This is a genomic window from Spongiactinospora sp. TRM90649 (genome assembly GCF_029382225.1).
GTDB lineage: Bacteria > Actinomycetota > Actinomycetes > Streptosporangiales > Streptosporangiaceae > Spongiactinospora.
On sequence record NZ_JARLTC010000010.1, the window covers coordinates 140,708 to 161,168 of the forward strand.

A 20,461-nucleotide genomic window follows, 5' to 3' on the forward strand; every position below is an offset into this window, starting at 1 on the left:
CATTTGCGCCCGCCGCGGCTATACCCTTTCCGGCATGGGTTTTCGCAGGCACGGGCCGTTCCGGCCCGGTGATCAGGTTCAGCTCACCGACCCGAAGAACAAGCGTCACACGGTGACGCTGCGCGAGGGCGGCGCCTTCCACACGCACAAGGGGTCGATTCAGCACGACGAGCTGATCGGGATGCCGGAGGGGTCGGTGGTGCGCTCGTCCGGCGGCACGGCCTACCTCGCCTTCCGCCACCTGCTCCAGGACTACGCGGTGTCCATGCCGCGCGGGGCGGCGGTGATCTATCCCAAGGACGCCGCGATGATCGTGGGGATGGCCGACGTCTTCCCCGGGGCCCGGGTGGTCGAGGCGGGGGTCGGTTCGGGGGCGCTGAGCTGTTTCCTGCTGCGGGCGGTGGGAGAGAACGGTCATCTGACCTCCTATGAGCGGCGCGAGGACTTCGCCGAGGTGGCCCGCAAGAACGTGGAGAAGTTCTACGGCGGGCCGGCCGAGCAGTGGCGGCTGGTCGTCGGCGACTTCGTCACGGCACTCGACGAGACCGATGTCGACCGCGTCGTGCTCGACATGCTCGCCCCATGGGAGTGCGTGGACGCCGCGGCCAAGTCGCTCACGCCCGGAGGCGTGATCTGCTGTTATGTCGCCACGACGACCCAGCTCTCGCGTACTGTCGAGAGCATCAGGGATCACGGGAGTTTCACCGAACCGCATTCGTGGGAGACCCTCATCCGCGACTGGCATGTCGAAGGGCTCGCCGTACGGCCCGACCACCGGATGGTCGGGCACACCGGGTTCCTCGTCACGGCCCGCCGCATGGCGGACGGGGTCACCCCCCCGCCCCGCCGCAGGCGTCCGGCGAAGGGAGCGTATGGCGAGGAGGCGAGCGCGCCGTGATGGTGACGATTCGGCATCGGCCCTGAAACGCGCGCGACACGGGAACAGATTGCCGTGTTCGTATGCTGCCAGTACTAAACGCATCTATTAGGGATTAATCACCAAGCACCGGTTGTAACTAGACGAACACTGCCCGGCCAGGTTACGGAAAGCCGCTAGATAGGTAGGGTCTTTAGTAGTCGCCCTCGACTGGGAAGGAGGTGACGGGCATGGCAGCTCGCGACGACGCTGAGGCTCGAGCCGCACAGCGCGAACGGGAGGTCGCCGATCTCACAACACAGGTCTCCTTCCTCCAGGAGGAGATCACCGCGCTGCGCCGCAAGCTTGCGGAGTCTCCCCGTCAGGCAAGGGTTCTGGAGGAGCGCCTGCACGAGGCACAGGCGAATCTGGCCGCGGTGACCGGTCAGAACGAACGCCTCGTGGCGACCCTCAAGGAGGCGAGAGACCAGATTGTCGCGCTGAAGGAGGAGGTCGACCGGCTGGCGCAACCGCCGTCGGGTTTCGGCGTCTTCCTGTCGGCCCGGGAGGACGGCACGGTGGAGGTGTTCACCGGGGGGCGCAAGCTCCGGGTCAACGCCAGCCCGGCCGTCGATGTGCAGTCCCTGATGCGTGGCCAGGAGGTCATGCTCAACGAGGCGTTGAACGTCGTCGAGGCGCTCGGTTACGAGACCGTCGGCGAGATCGTGATGCTGAAGGAGTTGCTCGAGGACGGCGAGCGCGCGCTGGTGATCTCGCACGCCGACGAGGAGCGCGTGGTCCGTCTTGCCGAGTCGCTCAAGGAACAGCCCATCAGGGCCGGCGATTCCCTCCTCCTCGAACCGAGGTCCGGCTATGTGTACGAGCGGATCCCCAAGTCCGAGGTCGAGGAGCTCGTGCTGGAGGAGGTGCCCGACATCTCCTACGAGGAGATCGGCGGCCTCTCCCGCCAGATCGAGCTGATCCGGGACGCCATCGAGCTTCCCTACCTGCACGCCGACCTGTTCCGCGAGCACGAGCTGCGCCCGCCCAAGGGCGTCCTGCTCTACGGCCCGCCCGGTTGCGGCAAGACCCTCATCGCCAAGGCCGTCGCCAACTCGCTGGCCAAGCAGGTGGCGGAGAAGACCGGCCAGTCCGGCAAGAGCTTCTTCCTCAACATCAAGGGCCCAGAGCTGCTCAACAAGTATGTCGGCGAGACCGAGCGGCACATCCGGCTGGTCTTCCAGCGGGCCAGGGAGAAGGCTTCCGAGGGCACCCCGGTGATCGTGTTCTTCGACGAGATGGACTCGATCTTCAGGACCCGTGGTTCCGGAGTCTCCTCCGACGTCGAGAACACGATCGTGCCCCAGCTCCTGTCCGAGATCGACGGTGTCGAGGGCCTGGAGAACGTGATCGTGATCGGGGCGTCGAACCGCGAGGACATGATCGACCCCGCGATCCTGCGTCCCGGCCGGCTGGACGTGAAGATCAAGATCGAGCGTCCCGACGCCGAGGCGGCCAAGGACATCTTCTCCAAGTACATCACCACCACGCTCCCGCTCTCCCAGGACGACCTGACCGAGCACGGCACCTCCCGTGACGCGACCGTTCAGGCGATGATCCAGCGGGTCGTGGAGCGGATGTACACCGAGAGCGAGGAGAACCGCTTCCTGGAGGTCACCTACGCCAACGGTGACAAGGAGGTCCTCTACTTCAAGGACTTCAACTCCGGCGCGATGATCCAGAACATCGTCGACCGGGGCAAGAAGATGGCGATCAAGGAGTTCCTGGAGACCGGCAGCAAGGGCCTGCGAGTCGCCCACCTGCTCGCCGCCTGCGTCGACGAGTTCTCCGAGAACGAAGACCTCCCCAACACCACCAACCCCGACGACTGGGCCCGCATCTCCGGCAAGAAGGGCGAGCGGATCGTCTACATCCGCACGCTCGTCTCCGGCAAGCAGGGCACCGAGGCCGGGCGCTCCATCGACACGGTCGCCAACACCGGTCAGTACCTCTGACGGCGGGCGCCCCCGAGACGCGTTTCGACGGCGCGGACCCCACCGGGTCCGCGCCGTTCGCGTGTCCGCCGCCGGGGCTCCCGTGACAGGTGTGATCGATGATGCCGGTGTGAAAAGGGGGAAACCGGGGAACCGCTTCGCGACCTAGATCGTCCAATCGGCGTGCGTGCAGACATCGGTGCGGACGCCGGGTGACCGGGACGGTCCAGGGGGCGGGCGCCGTGCGCGTGCCGTCCCAGCGGTCGGGCGGCTCCCGCGCCGCGGATAAGGGTGCTGCCGCGTCGCCTCCGTCCCTCGGGCGGATCGCGGAACTCGACCTGCTGCGGTTCCTGGCGGCGCTGGCCGTCGTGGCGTTCCACTACCTGGTGGCGTTCGCCTCGATCTGGGGGGAGCGCCCGAGCAAGCTGTTCCCCGCGACCGCCTCCATGGCCGGGCTCGGCATCCTCGGGGTCGAGCTGTTCTTCATGATCAGCGGCTTCGTGATCCTGATGACCGTGTGGGGCCGGGGGATCGGCGGCTTCGCCCGCTCCCGGCTCGTGCGGCTGTTCCCGGCCTACTGGGTGAGCGTGCTCGCCGTCGTTGGCGTCTACGGCCTGACCACGGCGACCGCCCTGAACCCCCGGCTGTCCACGGGGGAGTACGCGGTCAACCTGACCATGCTGCAGCGCGCGTTCGGCGTCACCGACGCCAACGGCGTCTACTGGTCTCTCTGGGTCGAGCTGCGCTTCTACCTGCTCATCGCGGTGCTGGTGCTGGCCGGGGTCACCATGGCCCGCTGCCTGATCTTCATGGGCGTGTGGCTGGCCGCGACGGTCGCCGCGACCTTCGCGGAACTCGGCCCGATCGCCGATCTGGTCGTGATGCCGAAGTACTCGCCCTACTTCATCGCCGGCATGGCCCTGTTCCTGATCCGCCGCTTCGGCTCCGCCGTGCACCTGTGGGCGTTCGTGGCGGCCGGATACGCCCTGGCGCTGCCATCGGCGCTGCAACGGGTCGCCGGGCGGGTGAAGGCCGCGGGATTCAAGGGGATGCCCGTCGAGGACTGGATGGTCGTGGCCGCCATCACGCTGATGTTCGGCGTCATGGCCGCGGTGGCGCTCGGAGCCCTGTCCAGGCTCACGTGGGGCGGCCTGACGGTCCTGGGCGGCCTGACCTATCCGCTCTACCTCTTCCACACTCCGGTGGCCGTGGTGCTCGTTCCGGGCCTCCGGGACGCCCTGCCCCCGTGGGTGGTCGCGGCGGCGGCCACGGCGGCCGCCATCGCGCTCTCCTACGCCGTCTACACCCTGGTCGAGCGGCCCGTGCAGCGGCTGTTCCGGCCCGCCTCGCGCAGAGGCCGTGCCGCCAGGCGACACGCGACCACGTAAAGTCCCATGCAGACCCGGGAAAAGGCATCTGTGCCATAACCGTCTGTCCGCAGCCGATGGTGAAGGGTCTAGGCTCGGGGATATACACGGCGGAAGCACAGCCCCGACGAACAGAGGATGCGCATGACGGTACGGCGGGTGATGGGCATCGAGACCGAGTATGGGATATCCGTGCCCGGCCAGCCGGGGGCCAACGCGATGGTGACCTCCTCGCAGGTCGTCAACGCGTACCTGGCGGCATCGGCGGCCCGGGCGCGCCGCGCGCGGTGGGACTTCGAAGAGGAGAACCCGCTGCGCGACGCCCGAGGCTTCGATCTGGCCCGGGAGGTCGCCGACCCCAGCCAGCTCACCGACGAGGATCTCGGGCTGGCCAACGTGATCCTGACCAACGGCGCGCGGCTCTATGTCGACCACGCCCATCCCGAGTACTCCACGCCCGAGTGCACCAATCCCCGGGCCGCGGTGATCTGGGACAAGGCGGGCGAGCGGGTGATGCTCGACGCGGCGACCCGGGCGTCGGCCGTGCCGTCCAACGCCCCCATTCAGCTCTACAAGAACAACACCGACAACAAGGGCGCGTCGTACGGCTGCCACGAGAACTACCTGATGCGGCGGGCCACGCCGTTCGCCGACATCGTGCGGCACCTGACCCCGTTCTTCGTGTCCAGGCAGGTGGTCACCGGGGCCGGCCGGGTCGGCATCGGCCAGGACTCCCGCGGCGAGGGTTTCCAGATCAGCCAGCGCGCCGACTTCTTCGAGGTCGAGGTGGGCCTGGAGACGACGCTCAAGCGGCCGATCATCAACACCCGCGACGAGCCGCACGCCGACCCGGAGAAGTACCGGCGGCTGCACGTCATCATCGGCGACGCCAACATGTCGGAGATCTCCACCTATCTGAAGCTGGGCTCCACCGCGCTGGTGCTCGCCATGATCGAGGACGGTTTCCTCACCCGCGACTTCGCCGTGGACAACCCGGTGGCCGCGCTGCGCGCGGTCTCCCACGACCCGACCTGCCGCTACGAGATCCCGCTGCGCGACGGGCGCAAGCTCACCGCGATCCAGCTCCAGATGGAGTATCTGGAGCAGGCCAGGAAGTACGCCGAGGAGCGCAGCGGCAACGGCGTGGACGAGATCACCAAGGACGTCCTGGACCGCTGGGAGTCCGTGCTGACCCGCTTGGCCGAAGACCCGATGCAGTTGTCGCGCGAACTCGACTGGGTGGCCAAGCTGGAGCTGCTGGAGGGCTACCGCACGCGTGACGGGCTGGCCTGGAGCCATCCCCGGCTGCAGCTCGTCGACCTGCAGTACTCCGACATCCGTACCGAGCGGGGCCTGTACAACCGGCTGGTGGCGCGCGGGCGCATGCAGCGCCTGGTGACCGAGGCCGACGTCGAGCGGGCCATCGAGCAGCCGCCGAACGACACCCGGGCCTACTTCCGCGGCCGTTGCCTGCGGCAGTACAGCGAGGCGGTGGCGGCGGCGTCCTGGGACTCCGTCATCTTCGACATCCCCGGCCGCGACTCCCTGCAGCGGGTGCCGACCTTGGAGCCGCTGCGCGGCACCAAGGCCCACGTCGGGGAGCTCTTCGACCGCTGCCACACGGCCGCCGACCTGGTGGCCGCCCTGACCGGCGACCACTGATCCCCGCTGACGACGAGGGGGCGCGAACGCGCCCTCTCTTTCGTGCTTTCCGATCTACTTTGTAAAGGCGCCTGGCCGGGCCGCTCCGCACGGCCGGTCAGACCAGGCCGATGCCCAGCGTCAGCGTGCCAACCCCCAGTCCCACGCCGCCCAGCACGGTGAGCCAGATGAGGATGTTGGGCTTGGTGTCGCGGGGGCGCACCACGGACAGGAAGAACCCGAGGGGCATCAGGATCGGGGCGGCCACGATGAGCGTGCGCACGAGTTCCTTGACGCCTTCGGAGAGGGCGGCCTGGTCCACGTAGAGCATGGCGACCAGGGCGAAGAGCACCAGCACCCCCGCGTGCGCGTGCCCGGCCCGCCACAGGCTTCGCCTGGTCGGATTGTCCAGATAGCCGGGTATGTTGCGAGTGAGATGTGCCAGCAGTGTCATGCCGCCGAAGGCGACGGCGGGCACGGTGATCAGGAGCACCCCTGCGGTGCTCAGCGAGGAGGCGGACATGGAAGCGGACATGGTGGACTCCCATTAGGTAGCTTTGCTATCCAATTATTGGATAGGTGGGCTATCTAGTCAAGTCCCGAAGATCGTCCCTTCGTGCGCGCGCAAGGTGGTCCACTTCGGGGAAGATATGACACAGGTGCATCCCCTACTTGGAGGTAGCGATGGCAACCAGGGACACCGGCGGTCAGAAGCAGACCGGCCGCCGCGAGAACGAGACCGAGGAGGTCGACGCCCAGGCGGCCCCCGACGTCCAGGAGCGCCAGGACAAGCTCACCGACGACGTCGACGCGATCCTCGACGAGATCGACGAGGTCCTCGAAGAGAACGCGGAAGAGTTCATCCGCTCGTACGTCCAAAAGGGCGGTCAGTAGGGCGACGTACGCCGCATGACCGGCACGTGGCGCGAGCGCCGCGCTGCCGGTGAAGGGCGCGGACCACGGCGAGATCGGCAGGATCTCCCGGGTCGGGCACACGCGCCCCACCAGTAGCACCTGAGCCTGCCGCGCCGCCGCCGCTCAGCACCACACCCACCCACAAGGGCCACGGCACGGAAGCACCACCGCAAGCCGTCCGGCCCCACCCCGTGGTCACCTGCAGCGGCCGGCCCGCCCGCTCACCCCTCCCCGAAGCCCACCCGGATCGCACACCCCCAACCCACCCACCGCCTGGAGGCGTGCCCCCCACCCGAGCCGCGTACCTCCACGCCGCTCCGTCCCCCCCGCGCTCTGGAGCCACGCCCCGCCTCCTGCACCCCCCTCCACGCCGTGCCGCCCCGCTGCCCATGCGCAGCCCCCAGCAGCCAGATGCCTCCAGCGGCGCTGTCGCGCCCCCGATGGGTCCCGCTGCGCTCGGACGTTCTTTCTTGGGTCGGGCCGCGCCCGACGCTGCCGCCACCCACTTGATCGCCTGGACAGTGTCGCCGTGGGGCGGGGTGGGGCGTCTGTGGTCAGTCGCTGGTGACGACGCTGGTGTTCTGGCAGGCGGTGAGGCGCCACTGGCCGTTCTCCTTGGCCATGACGAACAGCGGCGTGCCCACGTCGTCCGTCCCGTCTGGGTTGCGGTAGACCTGGCGCAGCTTCACGGCCGCGACGTCGGGGCGGATGAACAGCACGTGTTCGATCTCGAACGTGACCGTCGTGTCCTGCATCCCGCCGGGGAGCACCTGGTGGGTGAAGGTCGAGATCGCGTCACGGCCGAAGAGGCGTTTGCCGTGGCCGGTCGTCCAGATCGCGTCGGCTCGGAACAGGGCGACGAACTCGTCGGGGAGTTCGTTGTTCTGGGAGTGCTCGACCGCGGCCACCACCTGCTGGATCGCCTCGATGTCGGTTCGGTTCGTCTGGCCCGCGATGTTCATCGTGCTCATGCCGATGAACTTAGAACCTTGAGTTCGCTTGAGGTCAAGTGGGTCGCCACGCCCGTGCGTCGCCGGTGAGGGCGGCGTAGAAGGCCCCGTACGTCCTCGACCAGCGGCTCCGGGGCCTCCAGGGCCGGATAGGCGCCGCCGCCGGGCAGTTCGGTCCATCGGGCGATGTCGGCCTCGCGTTCGGCGAAACGGCGGATCGTGACGTCGTCCCTAGCTCGGCGTCACCGCACGAGCCCAGCTCGCCGACCTGGCCCTCGGCGGCTGACCACCTCAGGTGCACAGCGCGATGATCTCGTTGCGCGGGGTTTCGAGGCGGTGCGGGCCCGGCTGGGCCGGGAGGGTGGTGAGGGGGGCCTGGATCACGTGGCGGATGGCCGGGCCCCAGAGGATGAGGCCCTCCGCGTCGAGGACGAGGAAGTCGGGGCCGTGGCGCAGGAGCAGGGGGCCGTCGGGGGAGGCGCTGACGGCGGTGCGACCCGCCCGGATGGCGTTGACGATGGAGGCGGGGGCGGACGGGTCCTCGGCGAGGATCCAGGTGGTGGGGGAACCGGGCGGGTGGCCGTCCTCTGGGCGGTGGAAGTCGCTGCCGCCGAGCATGACCGGGTTGGGCGACCAGGCCCCCGCCCAGGCGAGGGGGGCTCCCCAGGTGCGGTCCCACCAGCTCCAGTGCCAGATCTCTGCCGCGTGGGCGCCGATGCCCGGCGGGTGCCGCCAGGCGCAGTCGGCGGCCACCGGGTGGTTGATCGACAGGACGCCACCGGCGGCGTCGGCCGCGTGCGCCCAGGTCTCCGGGGGACGCCGGAAGTCGATCCAGCTCATCTCGCCGAACGCGTTGGCGTGGCCGAGGTCGGTGGTGACCTCCTGCCCCGGTATGAGGGTGACGCCGCTCGCGCGGGCCGCCGCCGGAAGTTCGGGGTGGTGGCTCGTGGTGTTGTGGTCGGTGACGGCGAGGAAGTCCAGGCCGAGGTCGCGGGCGTGACCGGCGAGCTGGGGCACCGTGAGGGCGCCGTCGGAGTGCACGGTGTGAGCGTGCAGGTCTCCGGCGGCCCACGTCAGGCCGGACAAGCCGGGTAGTCCACGCCGGACGGCGGCGGGCGGAGGCCGCTCACCCGGCGGGACTGCATCCTGTGCCCCCAGAGCCCCCAGAGCCCCCAGAGCCTCTGTAAGCGCCGGAGGGGTGTCGTACGCCGAGATGGTCACCTCGTACGGCAGGCCCTCCTCCGGGACCCGGTAGAGCCCCAGCAGGACCCGCCAGGTGCCCGGTTCGGGCTCGCCGGGCAGGTACCCGGGCGTGGCCCACTCCGGTGCGATGGTGTACTCCTCGCGCGCGCCCCCCGACCAGCCGCGGAAGCCGTCCGGGCCCTCGCAGCCCAGGTCGATGGTCCCGGCCGTCCGGTCGTAGGAGAGGTGGACGCGCAGCGCCCGCGCCCAGGCGGGCGGCTCGAACGGCACGTCGTGCACCGGGGCGGAGACCCGGTCGCTCAGGGTGTGGACGCCGCGGTGGCGGAAGACGTGTTCCATGGTCTTCTGAGGCTACGTCCCTCACGCCCCGGAGACCGTGTCAGGGGACTCGACGGCGACGAGGAGGTCGTCGCGGTAGTACAGGGTGCGCGACGGCCTCGGCACCGCCCACGCGGCCGTGCCGAGGGCGGGCTCCCCGCCCTCCTCGGGCACGACGACCTGCACGAACCCCCCGTCTGTGCCGTCCGGCGGTTCGAGGGTGACCAGCAGCGCGGTGCCCAGGTTCTCCACGACGCTGACACGCCCGGGGAAGCCGTCCTCGCGCGGGGTGAGGGACAGAGTGGTGTACTCCGGGCGCACGCCGCACGTGACCGGCTCGTCGGCGGGCAGGCCGCGCAGGACGGCGGGCAGCGGCAACACGGCCCCCCGCACCCGCAGGCGGCCCCCGGCCACGACCCCCGGCAGCAGGTTCATCGGTGTGGAGCCGATGAACGAGGCCACGAAGGTGGTCGCGGGCCGCTGGAAGACCTCGGCGGGCGTGCCGACCTGGGCCAGCCGCCCGCCGGACATGACCCCGATCCGGTCGGCCAGGGCCAGCGCCTCGCCCTGGTCGTGGGTGACGAACACGGTGGTGACGGCCAGCTCGCGCTGCAGCCGCTTGAGGAAGGTGCGGGCCTCCAGGCGCAGCCGGGCGTCCAGGTTGGACAGCGGCTCGTCGAACAGGAAGACCTCCGGACGGCAGGCGACCGCCCTGGCCAGCGCGACCCGCTGCTGCTGCCCCCCGGAGAGCTGGGCGGGCCGCCGCGAGAGCAGGTGGTCCAGGCCGAGCCGGGCGGCGGTCGCGGCGGCCCGCTCGCGGCGCTCGGCCTTGCGGACCTTCCGGACGCGCAGCGGGTAGGCGATGTTGTCGGTGACGTCCATGTGCGGGAACAGCGCGTAGTCCTGGAACACCATGGCCACGCCCCGGCGGCCGGGCGGCAGGGCCGTGACGTCGGCCCCGCCGATGCCGACCCGCCCGGCCGTCGGGATCTCCAGCCCGGCGATGGTCCGCAGCAGGGTTGTCTTGCCGCAGCCGGAGGGCCCGAGCAGGGCGAAGAACTCGCCGTCCGCGATCTCCAGGTCCAGGTCGTCGATGGCCCTGACCCGGCCGGGGAACTCCTTGGTCAGGCCGTCCAGCGAGATCACCGCTTGATCCCTCCGTGGAAGCGGAAGCCGTACCTGCTGCTGACGAAGACGTACATGAGCACCACCGGCAGCGAGTAGACGAGCGAGAACGACGACAGCAGCGCCAGGTCGGGCTGGCCGCCCTCGGTGTAGAGGGTGTAGAGGATCACCGAGCCGGGCGCGCGCTCCGGGTCGCGGATCAGGATGAACTGGAGCAGGAACCCGCCCCAGACGTTCGCCACCGACCACACCGCGATGGTGGCCAGCCCGGGGCGGACCAGCGGGACCACCACGTGCGCCAGGATCTGCAGGGGCGACGCCCCGAAGACCCTGGCCGACTCCTCGTAGGAGGTGGGGGTGGCGTCCACGAAGTCCTTGAGGATGAAGATGGCGGCGGGCAGCAGGCCGCCCGACATCACCAGGATCACCCCGAGGTGGGTGTCGATCAGGTTGAGCCGGGCGGCCAGCTCGAAGATCGGCACCATCGCGGCGGTGCCGGTGACGATCGACGACATCAGCAGCAGGACGTACAACAGCGCGTCGCGGCCGGGCACCCGTACCCGCGACAGGGCGTAGGCGGCGAGCGCGGCGAGCACCACCACCAGGGCCGCCGCGCCGCCCGCCTGGACGACCGAGTTGCCCAGCGAGGCGAGCGCGTACGGGTTGTCCAGCAGCGCCCGGAAGTTGTCGAGCGTGAAACGCGGCACCGACACGCGGATCGAGGCGCCGGCGTCGAAAGGCGCGGTCGCCAGCCACAGCATGGGCAGCGCGAAGAACCCCAGCAGCACGGCGACGAACACGAATACGCCGATCCTGCCCAGCACGTGCCCGACGACCCCGTGCCCGGGCACGCCCCGCCCGGCCTCCGGGGCCGTCACGTGCCCCTCGCGGCGGGGACGGCCCCGGTCGCCTCACGCCGCCGGGAACGCAGCAGGCGCAGGTAGACCAGGGCGAAGACGAGGTTGATCAGCAGGATCAGGAAGGAGATCGCGGCCCCGACGCCGAGCCTGCCGCCGCCGACCGCCACGTTGTACACGTAGACGGGCAGGATCTCCGAGCGGCCCTCCGGCCCGCCCGCGGTCAGCAGGAACGGCGTGAAGTCGTTGAAGGTCCACAGGCTGATCAGCAGCACGTTGGTCAGCACATGCCCCTTGATCCGGGGCAGCACGACGTCGCGGAGCCGCCCGAGCACCGACGCCCCGGCCAGGCGGGCGGTCTCCAGATGGGAGGGCGGCACGTTCTCCAGGGCGGCCGAATAGAGCATCATCGAGAAGGCGGTGCCGCGCCAGATGTTGAACACGATGATCGACAGCATCGGGTGGTCGAGCAGCCAGGCAGTGCCGGGGGTGCCGAGCAGCGCGTTGAGCGTGCCGCCGTCCCGGTCGAGCAGGGCGATCCACAGGAACGCCACCACCGAGCCGGGCAGGATCCACGACAGCAGCACCAGGCCCTCGACGGCCCGCCGTACGGCCGGCCGCAGCCCGCGCACCGTCCAGGCGATGGCGAACCCCAGCACGGCCTGCCCGGCGATCGCCGACCCGCCGACGTACTGGAGCGTCAGCCACAGCGACGTCCGGAACCGCTCGTCGGACAGCGCCGAGGTGTAGTTCTCCGTCCCGACGATCCTGGGATGCGCCGCCGCCAGGCCGGTCAGGCGGTAGTCGGTCAGCCCCAGGTAGATCGTCCAGAGCGCGGGGAAGACCAGGAACACCCCGATGAGCGTCAGGGCGGGCAGCACGAACGCCAGAGCCCCGCCCCGGCCGAGCCCCGCCGCGTCCGTCCTCACCGGGCCTCCCGGCCCGATCGGCCGCCCACGCTCAGCCGGGGGAGACGGCGGCGGCGCCGACGAGTTCGGTGAGCCTCGCCTGGTAGGCGGTGGCGGCCTGGTCGGGGGAGTCGCCCGACACGACGGACGCGGTGGCCTCCTGCAAGGCGGTGGAGACCTCGGGGTAGACGGCGAGCGGGGGCCGGTAGGCGGTGAGCGGGAGCACCTTCTCCGAGACGAACAGCAGCATGGGGTCGCGGCCGAGGACCTTGTCGTTGACGTCGGAGCGGGCGGTGACGCGGGCCTCACCGGCCAGTTCGGCCTCCACGGCCGCGGCGGAGTGCATGAACGACAGCAGCTCCCAGGCCAGCGCGGGGTTCTTGGAGAACGGGTTGAGCACCCGGGCCGAGCCGCCCGACATGCTGACATGGTCCTGCCCGCGCAGGCCGCCGCCGGGCCGCATGGCGGGGATCAGCGCGTAGCCGACGGCCTCGTCGCGGTTCTTCATCGGATTGACGCCGACGGCGGGGTCGATCACCGAGCGCCAGAAGTAGTCGCCCTCGGCCAGGACGCCGATCTTGCCCTCGGCGAACTCCAGGAAGGACTTGTCGCGTCCCTGGGCCTCCTGCTGGATCTTGGGGTCGCCCAGGCCGCCCGCGTAGACCTGGCGGTAGAAGTCCAGCACGTCTCGCACGGCCCGGGTGCCGCCCGTCCACTTGCCCTCGGTGTACACCTCGGATCCGGCGCCGGCCAGCAGCGGCAGCACGCCCTGCATGGTGGTGGCCTCGCCCATCGCGGTACCCGCGTTGATCTGGAGCGGCGTCACGCCGGGGAGCCGCTTCAGCGCCCGTGCCGCGTCGATGATCTCCTGCCAGCCGTCCGGCTGCCAGTCGGCGTCAAGCCCGGCCTTCCGGAACAGCTCCTTGTTGTAGTAAAGGACCCGCCCGTCGGTGCCGACCGGCAGCGCGTACTTCTTGCCGTCGAAGACCCCGAGCCCCTGTACGGCGGGCGGTATCTGGCTCCACCCCTCCCAGGCGTCCACCGCGGGCCCGCCCAGCTCCCCGAGCGGTCTGATGTACCCCGCCTGGGCGAACTCGCCGATCCAGATGCCGTCCACGTCGATCACGTCGGCCCCGCGCCGCGACTTGAGGTCGAGTGCGATCTTGGTCTTGTACGCCTCGTCGTCCACGCCGTTGGGCTGGAACAGCACCCGCACGTCGCGCCCCGCCGAGCGCTGGGCGGCCTCGAAGCGGGGGATCACCCAGTTCTTGATCCAGTCAGCGCCCTTGGCGTTCTTCCCGCCGGAGATGGCGTTCTGGGTGATCGTGAGGGTGACGGAGGAGGGCCGGTCGTCCCCGCCGCCCTGACCGCAGGAGGCGGTGGTCAGCAAGAGGGCAATGACCGTGAGTGTCGTCGCAGGTCGGCGGGGGAGTCTCACCTGAACCTCCCGGGGAGGCGCGGAGCGAACACATTTGGGACGTGCAGACATACCGACAGTCGCACGGCCTTACTCACGCGTAAAGGTTCGGGCCGGTTAACGCGGGGCGAAGCACGGCGGTTCGCGCTTAGCTGATCGTGGGAAGTGCAAGCAACGGACCAAGATGAGTAGGGTCGCCCTATCGGTTCGTACGTTTGGGAGGGAGACGCGTGGCATCGCACAGGGACCTGCCCGCGGGCTTGATCAACAACCTGTTCGTCAACACGGGCAGCTCGTCGTTCGTGGAGTTCGTCGGGATGCACTCTCCGGACCTGCTGCCCGGGCGCGGGGAGGGCCATGCGACGGCCGCCGGGCTGGATCTCCCGCACGCGACCACCATCGTGGCGGCCACGTGCGCGGGCGGTGTGGTGATGGCCGGCGACCGCAGGGCGACGTCGGGCAACATGATCTCCAACCGTGACGTGGAGAAGGTGTTCCGCACCGACGACTACTCGTGCATGGGGATCGCGGGCACCGCGAGCACCGGGCTGGAGACCGCCCGGCTGTTCCGGGTGGAGCTGGAGCACTACGAGAAGAACGAGGGCCGCACGCTCTCGGTGGCGGGCAAGGCCAACCGGCTGGCCGCGATGATCCGCGGCAACCTGCCGATGGCCATGCAGGGGCTGGTGGTGGTCCCACTGTTCGCCGCCTACGACCCCGACGCCCGCGAGGGCCGGATCTTCAGCTACGACCCGGCGGGCGGGCCGTACGAGCAGCGGCTGTTCCACTCGATCGGCTCGGGGTCGATCTTCGCGCGCGGCTCGCTGAAGAAGCTCTACCGCGAGGACGCCCCGCCGGAGGAGACAGTGGTGGCCTGTCTGCAGGCGCTGTACGACGCGGCCGACGACGACTCGGCGACCGGCGGCCCCGACGTCAGCCGCAAGATCTGGCCCATCGTGGCCACCATCACCGGCGACGGCTTCCACCGGCTGCCCGACGACGACGTGGCGGGGCTGGTGGGCAGGATGCTCGAAGAGCGCCTGGACCGGCCCGACGGGCCGCGCGCGCCGCTCGGCTAGCGACCCGTCCGGTCACTTGTCCCGGTCACCCATTCGGCCCCCAGTCACGGCACTGAACGAGGAGAGGAACACCACCGGTGTCCATGCCCTTTGGATACGTCCCGGCAGAACAGCAGATGCGGGACAAGGCCGACTACGCGCGGAAGGGCATCGCGCGGGGCCGCAGCTCGGTCGTGCTCCAGTACGAGCACGGCATCCTGTTCGTCGCGCACAACGCCTCCCAGGCGCTGCACAAGATCAGTGAGATCTACGACCGCATCGGTTTCGCGGCGGTCGGGCGCTACAACGAGTTCGAGTCCCTGCGGCTCGGCGGCATCCGCTACGCCGACATCAACGGATACACCTTCGACCGGGGCGACGTCACCGCCCGCGGCCTGGTCAACGTCTACGCGCAGAACCTCGGCATGATCTTCACCGACTCGATCAAGCCGTACGAGGTCGAGATCGTGGTGGCCGAGGTCGGCGACGCGCCCGCCCAGGACCAGATCTACCGGCTCACCTTCGACGGCTCGGTGGCCCACGAGCACGGCATGGTGGCGATGGGCGGGCAGGCCGACGCCGTCGCGAGCCGGCTGCGTGAGCGCTACCGGGAGGGTCTGTCGCTGCCCGAGGCGCTGCGCGTGGGGGTCGCGGCGCTCACCGAGCCCGACGGCGACCCGCCGCCCACCTCGCAGATCGAGGTCGCGGTCCTCGACCGCAACCGCCCGCACCGCAAGTTCCTGCGGCTGGTCGGCGCCAAGCTGGAGGCGCTGCTCGCCGAGGGCGCCGCCGCCGGGCAGGCGCCGGAGCCCGCCGCCGAGGAGCCCCCGGCGGAGGCCGGGAAGGCCGAGGAGGGCGGCGGCGAGGATTCGCCGGCGGCTCCGCCCAAGACCGGCCCGTCCACGAAGCCGCCCGCCACTCCACCCCCGAGTTCACCTACTGGCCCGCCCACCGGTCCGGAGGACGACGACATCGACACCGGTTCAGGCGACGAACGCCTCTGAAACGGGTAGAACCTACGCCCGTGCCGTTTTCCGCCGTGGGGGCCGTGAGGTCCCCGGGCGGAAAACGGCGATCAAGGATCTCGCGCCGCCGCAACGAGGGGAATAGTGTGTGGTGATGGATCGTCGCATCTTCGGTCTGGAGAACGAGTACGGCGTCACCTGCACGTTCCGGGGGCAGCGTCGCCTGTCGCCCGACGAGGTGGCCAGGTACCTGTTCCGCCGTGTCGTGTCCTGGGGCCGTTCCAGCAACGTGTTCCTGCGCAACGGCGCCCGTCTCTACCTTGACGTGGGAAGCCATCCCGAGTACGCCACCCCCGAGTGTGACAACGTCGTGGAACTGGTGACCCACGACAAGGCGGGGGAGCGCATCCTTGAGGGCCTGCTCGTCGACGCCGAGAAGCGTCTGCGCGAGGAGGGCATCGCGGGTGACATCTACCTTTTCAAGAACAACACCGACTCGGCCGGCAACTCCTACGGCTGCCACGAGAACTACCTGGTCGGACGGCACGGCGAGTTCGGCCGCCTGGCCGACGTGCTGATCCCCTTCCTGGTCACCCGGCAGATCATCTGCGGCGCCGGCAAGGTGCTGCAGACCCCGCGCGGCGCGGTCTACTGCGTGTCACAGCGCGCCGAGCACATCTGGGAGGGCGTGTCCAGCGCCACCACCAGGAGCAGGCCGATCATCAACACCCGCGACGAGCCGCACGCCGACGCCGAGCGGTTCCGCCGCCTGCACGTCATCGTCGGCGACTCCAACATGAGCGAGACCACCATGCTCCTCAAGGTGGGCGCGACCGACCTGGTGCTGCGCATGATCGAGGCGGGCACCGTGATGCGCGACCTGTCGCTGGAGAACCCGATCAGGGCGATCCGCGAGGTGTCGCATGACATGACCGGCCGGCGCAGGGTGCGTCTGGCCAACGGGCGCGAGGCGTCGTCGCTGGAGATCCAGCAGGAGTACTTCTCCAAGGCGAGGGACTTCGTCGACCGGCGCGGCGGCGACGAGATCGCCGAGCGGGTGCTCGAACTGTGGGAGCGCACGCTGCGCGCGGTCGACACCGGCGACCTCGACATGGTCTCGCGGGAGATCGACTGGGTGACGAAGTACCAGTTGATCGAGCGCTACCGCCGCAAGTACGACCTTCCGCTGTCGTCGCCGAGGGTCGCCCAGCTCGACCTCGCCTACCACGACGTGCACCGGCGGCGGGGGCTGTTCTACCTGTTGCAGCGGCGCGGGTCGGTGGAGCGGGTGGCGTCCGACGTGAAGATCTTCGAGGCCAAGTCGGTGCCGCCGCAGACCACCAGGGCGCGGCTGCGCGGCGAGTTCATCCGCAAGGCCCAGGAGAAGCGGCGCGACTTCACGGTCGACTGGGTTCACCTCAAGCTGAACGACCAGGCCCAGCGCACGGTGCTGTGCAAGGACCCCTTCCGCAGCGTGGACGAACGAGTGGACAAACTTATCGCGGGAATGTGACGGTCGATCTTCACCGAGGGCTTCACCGTGTTGTTTACCCTCGCTGTACGGGCGAGCGGGTATGGTGACGCGGACCAGCCATGCCATCTCGGTTAAGGGATACCTATACCAATGCGACGCCGCCTGGCCGTACTAGCCGCAGTGCCACTGTTGTTCGCCGCAGCCTGCGGCTCCGAGGGGAACGGATCGGCGTCCTCGGCGTCGTCGTCGGAATCGGCCCCCGCGGGGGCCATCTCGGTGACCGGAGCCGTGGGCGCCAAGCCCACGGTGAAGTTCCCGCAGGGCAAGCCCGCCACGACCTCCAGCGCCAAGCAGGTCAGCGAGGGCACCGGCACTCCGGTGAAGATGGGCGACTCCGTGGTCGCCAACATGACGCTCTACACCTGGGACGGCAAGTCCAACGCCCCGGGCGGCTCCACCTACGACACCGGCGCCCCCGAGCTGGTGCCGGTCTCCGAGCAGCTCCCCAAGGTGATCCAGCAGGCGTTCGTGGGAGCCAAGCCGGGCGGCCGCTTCTACGCGGTGGTGGCGTCGGACAGTTTCACCAAGGAGCAGCTCGACCAGGCCAAGGCGCAGGGCGCCGACACCTCCACCGCGCAGGTGTTCGTGGTCGACGTGATCGACACCCCGAAGACGATGGCCGCCCAGGGCGACGCCGTCGACCACAAGCTCAAGGGCGTGAAGCTGGAGCACCCCGGCGGCGACAAGGCCCCGGTGCTGACCACCAAGACCGACGAGAAGGCGCCCAAGAAGCTGGTGGCCGAGACGGTCATCAAGGGCGATGGTGAGAAGGTCAAGTCGGGCCAGACCATCATGGTCCAGTACACCGGCAAGATCTGGGGCACCGACTCCGAGTTCGACAGCAGCTGGAAGTCCGGCCGTCCGGCGCTGTTCCAGATCGGCACCGGCAAGGTGATCAAGGGCTGGGACGAGGGCCTGGTGGGCGTTCCCGTCGGCAGCCGCGTCCTGCTGAGCATCCCGCCCGCCCTCGGCTACGGCGACAAGGGCCAGGGCGACAAGATCAAGGGCGACTCCACGCTGGTCTTCGCCGTGGACGTCATCGGGGCCTACTAGACCCCGCGTAACAGACGAGGGACACGGGGCCGGTGTCACCCGACACCGGCCCCTTCGGCGTCCCGGCGGGGGCGCGTGGCGCGGCGCTTAGACTCCCAGCGTGGAGGATCTGCAGGCCGTCGCGCTGCTTTCCGACCCGGTGCGCCGGGCGTTGTACGACTTCGTCGCGGGCAGCGGGCGGGAGATCGGGCGTGAGGAGGCGGCGCGGGCCGCCGGGGTGCAGCGCACGCTCGCCGCGTTCCATCTGGACAAGCTCGTGGAGGGTGGCCTGCTGGAGTCGGGCTTCGCCCGGCTGGGCGGGCGCTCGGGCGGGCCGGGCAGCGGCCGTCCGGCCAAGGTCTACCGCAGGGCCGTCACGGAGCGGACGGTCAGCGTGCCGCCGCGCGACTACCGGACGGTCGCCCTGGTGCTCGCCGAGGTCGTGGACCGGCTCGGCGGCGACGAGCTGGCCGAGGCCGCGGCGCGCCGGGTGGGGGCCAGGTTCGCGGGCGCGGGCCCGCTGGAGGACGCCCTGCGGGAGCGCGGCTACGAGCCCTATCGCGACGGCGACCGCCTGCGGCTGCGCAACTGCCCCTTCCACGTGCTGTCGGAGGAGCATCCGCTGCTGGTCTGCTCGATGAACCTGGCGCTGTGCCGGGGCCTGGTGGAGGGGCTGGGCGAGCCGGAGACGCTGGTGGAGTCCGATCCCCGTCGGGGGGAGTGCTGCGTGTCCTTTTCTAAAAACAATGAGGATTGACATAGAAGGGGCGGCAGTGGTGTGCTGAGCGGCATGCACCTGGCTCAGCTCAACGTCGCGCACATGCGCGCGCCCAAGGAATCCGCGGTGATGGCCGAGTTCGTCGCGGCCCTGGCGCCGATCAACGCCCTCGCCGACACCGCCCCCGGCTTCGTCTGGCGCCTGAAGGGCGGCGAGGAGCCCGACGCGACCGTCACCCACGCCTTCGGCGACCACCTGCTGATCAACTACTCGGTGTGGGAGGACCGCGAGTCGCTCTGGAACTTCGTCTACCGCAGCGGGCACCTGCCGGTGCTGCAGCGCCGCCGGGAGTGGTTCCACCGCGTGGCCGAGCCCTACTCCGTCATGTGGTGGGTCGAGGAGGGCGTGCCGCCCTCACTGGACGAGGGCATGGCCAGGCTGGAACGCCTGCGGGCGGAAGGGCCGGGGCCGCAGGCGTTCACCTTCAAGGAGTTCTACGAGGCCGGCGCGGCCATGGCGGCGGCGAGCCTGCCGGCCGCGGCCGAGGCCAGGAAATAGGCCAGGTCGCCGTCCAGGCCGCGGCCCATGGTGGACAGCCTGACGGGGGAGGCCGCCAGGGCCTCGCGCAGGCCGTCCACGGGCACGCTCACCAGTTCGTGCCGGTCGGCGAGCGGCCTGACCTGCTCGGCGACACGCGCGCCGAACTCGCCGGGCAGCTCGGGCACCGGCACCACGGCGGGGGCCAGCGCGACCCGGCCGTAGGCGGTCAGCGAGTGGTGGGAGACGCCGACGTGGCGCTCGCGGGCGTCGCCCTCGCTGACCCGCAGCGCCGCCACCGGCCGCCCCGACAGCACCGAGACGGCGTTGACGGCCTCGCCCGCCGACACCCCGGAGAACCCCCAGCGGGTGCCGGTGCCCAGGTTGCCGGGGCCCTGCGCGACGATCGCCACGTCGGCGCCCAGCACGTGCCGGGCCGCCAGCAGGCCGGTGTGGGTGGTCACCGTCTCCACGTCGCCGCCGAACGCCTGCCCGACGGTCACCACCCCGGCCAGCCAGCCCACCTCGCGGAGCCTGGCGCACGACATGGAGAACCAGGCGGGCAGCGCGCCGCCGTCCTGCATCACGTAGGCCACCCGGAGGGCGGGGCGCCCGCCGGTCGGCTCAAAGAGCCCGCAGAGCACGGGCGCCAGCGCGGAGTGCAGGTCGGCGACCACCACCGGCATGCCGTCCAGGGAGTCGGCCTCGCGCAGCGTCTCGTGGTGCGGGGAGTCCTGTTCGTCCGCGCCGAGCACGGTGGCCTGCAGGGGGGTGTACCTGGCCTTGACCAGGTGCCCGGGACCTTCGGGGTCGGGCGGCAGGCGGTCGGGCACGGCCACCACCATGGCGTAGCCGCCCGTGCCCAGGCCCATGGCCAGCGCCGTCGTGTTGAGAAGGACCGTATCGCCGGGTTCCGGACGGCCGACCAGCGCCGGATAAGCAAGCGCGCGCACCTCTTGTCCAGATAGGCTCACCTGGAGTTCCACGGCGCCGTCCCACTCCCGCCGGATCTCCACGACTTCGCCCTTACGCCATCTGATCACGCCGGAAGGGTAGTGGAACGCGG

19 protein-coding genes are annotated in these 20,461 nt (G+C 70.2%); 11 read left to right on the forward strand and 8 right to left on the reverse strand.

Annotated features, from left to right (window positions below; genetic code table 11):
- Positions 1-34: 34 nt before the first annotated feature.
- From P3X83_RS14500 to dop, 4 genes are all read left to right on the forward strand, one after another.
- A complete protein-coding gene (locus P3X83_RS14500; RefSeq protein ID WP_277305549.1) occupies positions 35-898 on the forward strand; it encodes a tRNA (adenine-N1)-methyltransferase in 864 nt (287 codons plus the stop codon).
- A gap of 209 nt (positions 899-1,107) precedes the next feature.
- Positions 1,108-2,871 carry a proteasome ATPase gene (arc, locus tag P3X83_RS14505; RefSeq protein ID WP_277305550.1) on the forward strand — a complete coding sequence of 588 codons (1,764 nt, stop codon included), beginning with the start codon at positions 1,108-1,110 and terminating at the stop codon, positions 2,869-2,871.
- Positions 2,872-3,062: 191 nt separating this feature from the next.
- Positions 3,063-4,238, forward strand: a complete 1,176-nt coding sequence (locus P3X83_RS14510; RefSeq protein WP_277305551.1) for an acyltransferase — start codon at positions 3,063-3,065, stop codon at positions 4,236-4,238.
- 123 nt (positions 4,239-4,361) lie between these two features.
- Positions 4,362-5,879: a depupylase/deamidase Dop gene (dop, locus tag P3X83_RS14515; RefSeq protein WP_277305552.1), complete on the forward strand. Its 1,518-nt coding sequence runs from the start codon at positions 4,362-4,364 to the stop codon at positions 5,877-5,879.
- A gap of 97 nt (positions 5,880-5,976) precedes the next feature.
- On the opposite strand, the gene P3X83_RS14520 is transcribed toward dop, so the two are convergent.
- The gene (locus P3X83_RS14520) at positions 5,977-6,393 is read right to left on the reverse strand and encodes a hypothetical protein (protein ID WP_277305553.1); all 417 of its coding nucleotides are present in this window, start codon (positions 6,391-6,393) and stop codon (positions 5,977-5,979) included.
- Between the two features lie 149 nt (positions 6,394-6,542).
- Here P3X83_RS14520 and P3X83_RS14525 point away from each other — a divergent pair, with 149 nt between their 5' ends.
- Entirely contained in the window at positions 6,543-6,752 is a 210-nt protein-coding gene (locus tag P3X83_RS14525; RefSeq protein WP_277305554.1) for a ubiquitin-like protein Pup, read from the forward strand.
- A gap of 575 nt (positions 6,753-7,327) precedes the next feature.
- Here P3X83_RS14525 and P3X83_RS14530 read toward each other — a convergent pair.
- The 6 genes from P3X83_RS14530 to P3X83_RS14555 all read right to left on the reverse strand — a co-directional run bounded on the left by P3X83_RS14530 (position 7,328) and on the right by P3X83_RS14555 (position 13,524).
- Positions 7,328-7,744, reverse strand: coding sequence for an SgcJ/EcaC family oxidoreductase (locus P3X83_RS14530; protein WP_277305555.1), 417 nt, complete (start codon positions 7,742-7,744; stop codon positions 7,328-7,330).
- Between the two features lie 270 nt (positions 7,745-8,014).
- Positions 8,015-9,265 carry a CehA/McbA family metallohydrolase gene (locus P3X83_RS14535; RefSeq protein WP_277305556.1) on the reverse strand — a complete coding sequence of 417 codons (1,251 nt, stop codon included), beginning with the start codon at positions 9,263-9,265 and terminating at the stop codon, positions 8,015-8,017.
- Positions 9,266-9,286: 21 nt separating this feature from the next.
- On the reverse strand, positions 9,287-10,390 hold the full coding sequence (locus P3X83_RS14540) for an ABC transporter ATP-binding protein (RefSeq protein ID WP_277305557.1): 1,104 nt from the start codon (positions 10,388-10,390) through the stop codon (positions 9,287-9,289).
- Positions 10,387-11,247 (reverse strand): ABC transporter permease subunit, encoded by an 861-nt coding sequence (locus P3X83_RS14545; RefSeq protein WP_277305558.1) that lies wholly within the window; start codon positions 11,245-11,247, stop codon positions 10,387-10,389. Before P3X83_RS14545 ends, P3X83_RS14540 begins: the two co-directional genes overlap by 4 nt.
- Positions 11,244-12,155 carry a sugar ABC transporter permease gene (locus P3X83_RS14550; RefSeq protein ID WP_277305559.1) on the reverse strand — a complete coding sequence of 304 codons (912 nt, stop codon included), beginning with the start codon at positions 12,153-12,155 and terminating at the stop codon, positions 11,244-11,246. The genes P3X83_RS14545 and P3X83_RS14550 overlap by 4 nt, the downstream gene beginning before the upstream one ends.
- A 31-nt stretch (positions 12,156-12,186) precedes the next feature.
- On the reverse strand, positions 12,187-13,524 hold the full coding sequence (locus tag P3X83_RS14555; RefSeq protein WP_277305560.1) for an extracellular solute-binding protein: 1,338 nt from the start codon (positions 13,522-13,524) through the stop codon (positions 12,187-12,189).
- A 257-nt stretch (positions 13,525-13,781) separates the two neighbouring features.
- On the opposite strand from P3X83_RS14555, the gene prcB reads away from it, so the two are divergent.
- The 6 genes from prcB to P3X83_RS14585 all read left to right on the forward strand — a co-directional run bounded on the left by prcB (position 13,782) and on the right by P3X83_RS14585 (position 19,416).
- The gene (gene prcB, locus P3X83_RS14560; RefSeq protein WP_277305561.1) at positions 13,782-14,630 is read left to right on the forward strand and encodes a proteasome subunit beta; all 849 of its coding nucleotides are present in this window, start codon (positions 13,782-13,784) and stop codon (positions 14,628-14,630) included.
- An 83-nt stretch (positions 14,631-14,713) separates the two neighbouring features.
- Complete coding sequence (gene prcA, locus P3X83_RS14565) at positions 14,714-15,613, forward strand: proteasome subunit alpha (protein WP_346742713.1); 900 nt, start codon at positions 14,714-14,716, stop codon at positions 15,611-15,613.
- Positions 15,614-15,728: 115 nt separating this feature from the next.
- Positions 15,729-17,087 carry a Pup--protein ligase gene (gene pafA / locus P3X83_RS14570; protein WP_277305562.1) on the forward strand — a complete coding sequence of 453 codons (1,359 nt, stop codon included), beginning with the start codon at positions 15,729-15,731 and terminating at the stop codon, positions 17,085-17,087.
- Positions 17,088-17,324: 237 nt separating this feature from the next.
- On the forward strand, positions 17,325-18,161 hold the full coding sequence (locus P3X83_RS14575) for an FKBP-type peptidyl-prolyl cis-trans isomerase (protein WP_277305563.1): 837 nt from the start codon (positions 17,325-17,327) through the stop codon (positions 18,159-18,161).
- A 100-nt stretch (positions 18,162-18,261) separates the two neighbouring features.
- The gene (locus tag P3X83_RS14580) at positions 18,262-18,897 is read left to right on the forward strand and encodes a transcriptional regulator (RefSeq protein WP_277305564.1); all 636 of its coding nucleotides are present in this window, start codon (positions 18,262-18,264) and stop codon (positions 18,895-18,897) included.
- Positions 18,898-18,921: 24 nt separating this feature from the next.
- A complete protein-coding gene (locus P3X83_RS14585; RefSeq protein ID WP_277305673.1) occupies positions 18,922-19,416 on the forward strand; it encodes a DUF3291 domain-containing protein in 495 nt (164 codons plus the stop codon).
- On the opposite strand, the gene P3X83_RS14590 is transcribed toward P3X83_RS14585, so the two are convergent.
- Positions 19,353-20,438: a DUF3866 family protein gene (locus P3X83_RS14590; protein ID WP_277305565.1), complete on the reverse strand. Its 1,086-nt coding sequence runs from the start codon at positions 20,436-20,438 to the stop codon at positions 19,353-19,355. The genes P3X83_RS14585 and P3X83_RS14590 overlap by 64 nt on opposite strands.
- Between the last annotated feature and the right edge of the window lie 23 nt (positions 20,439-20,461).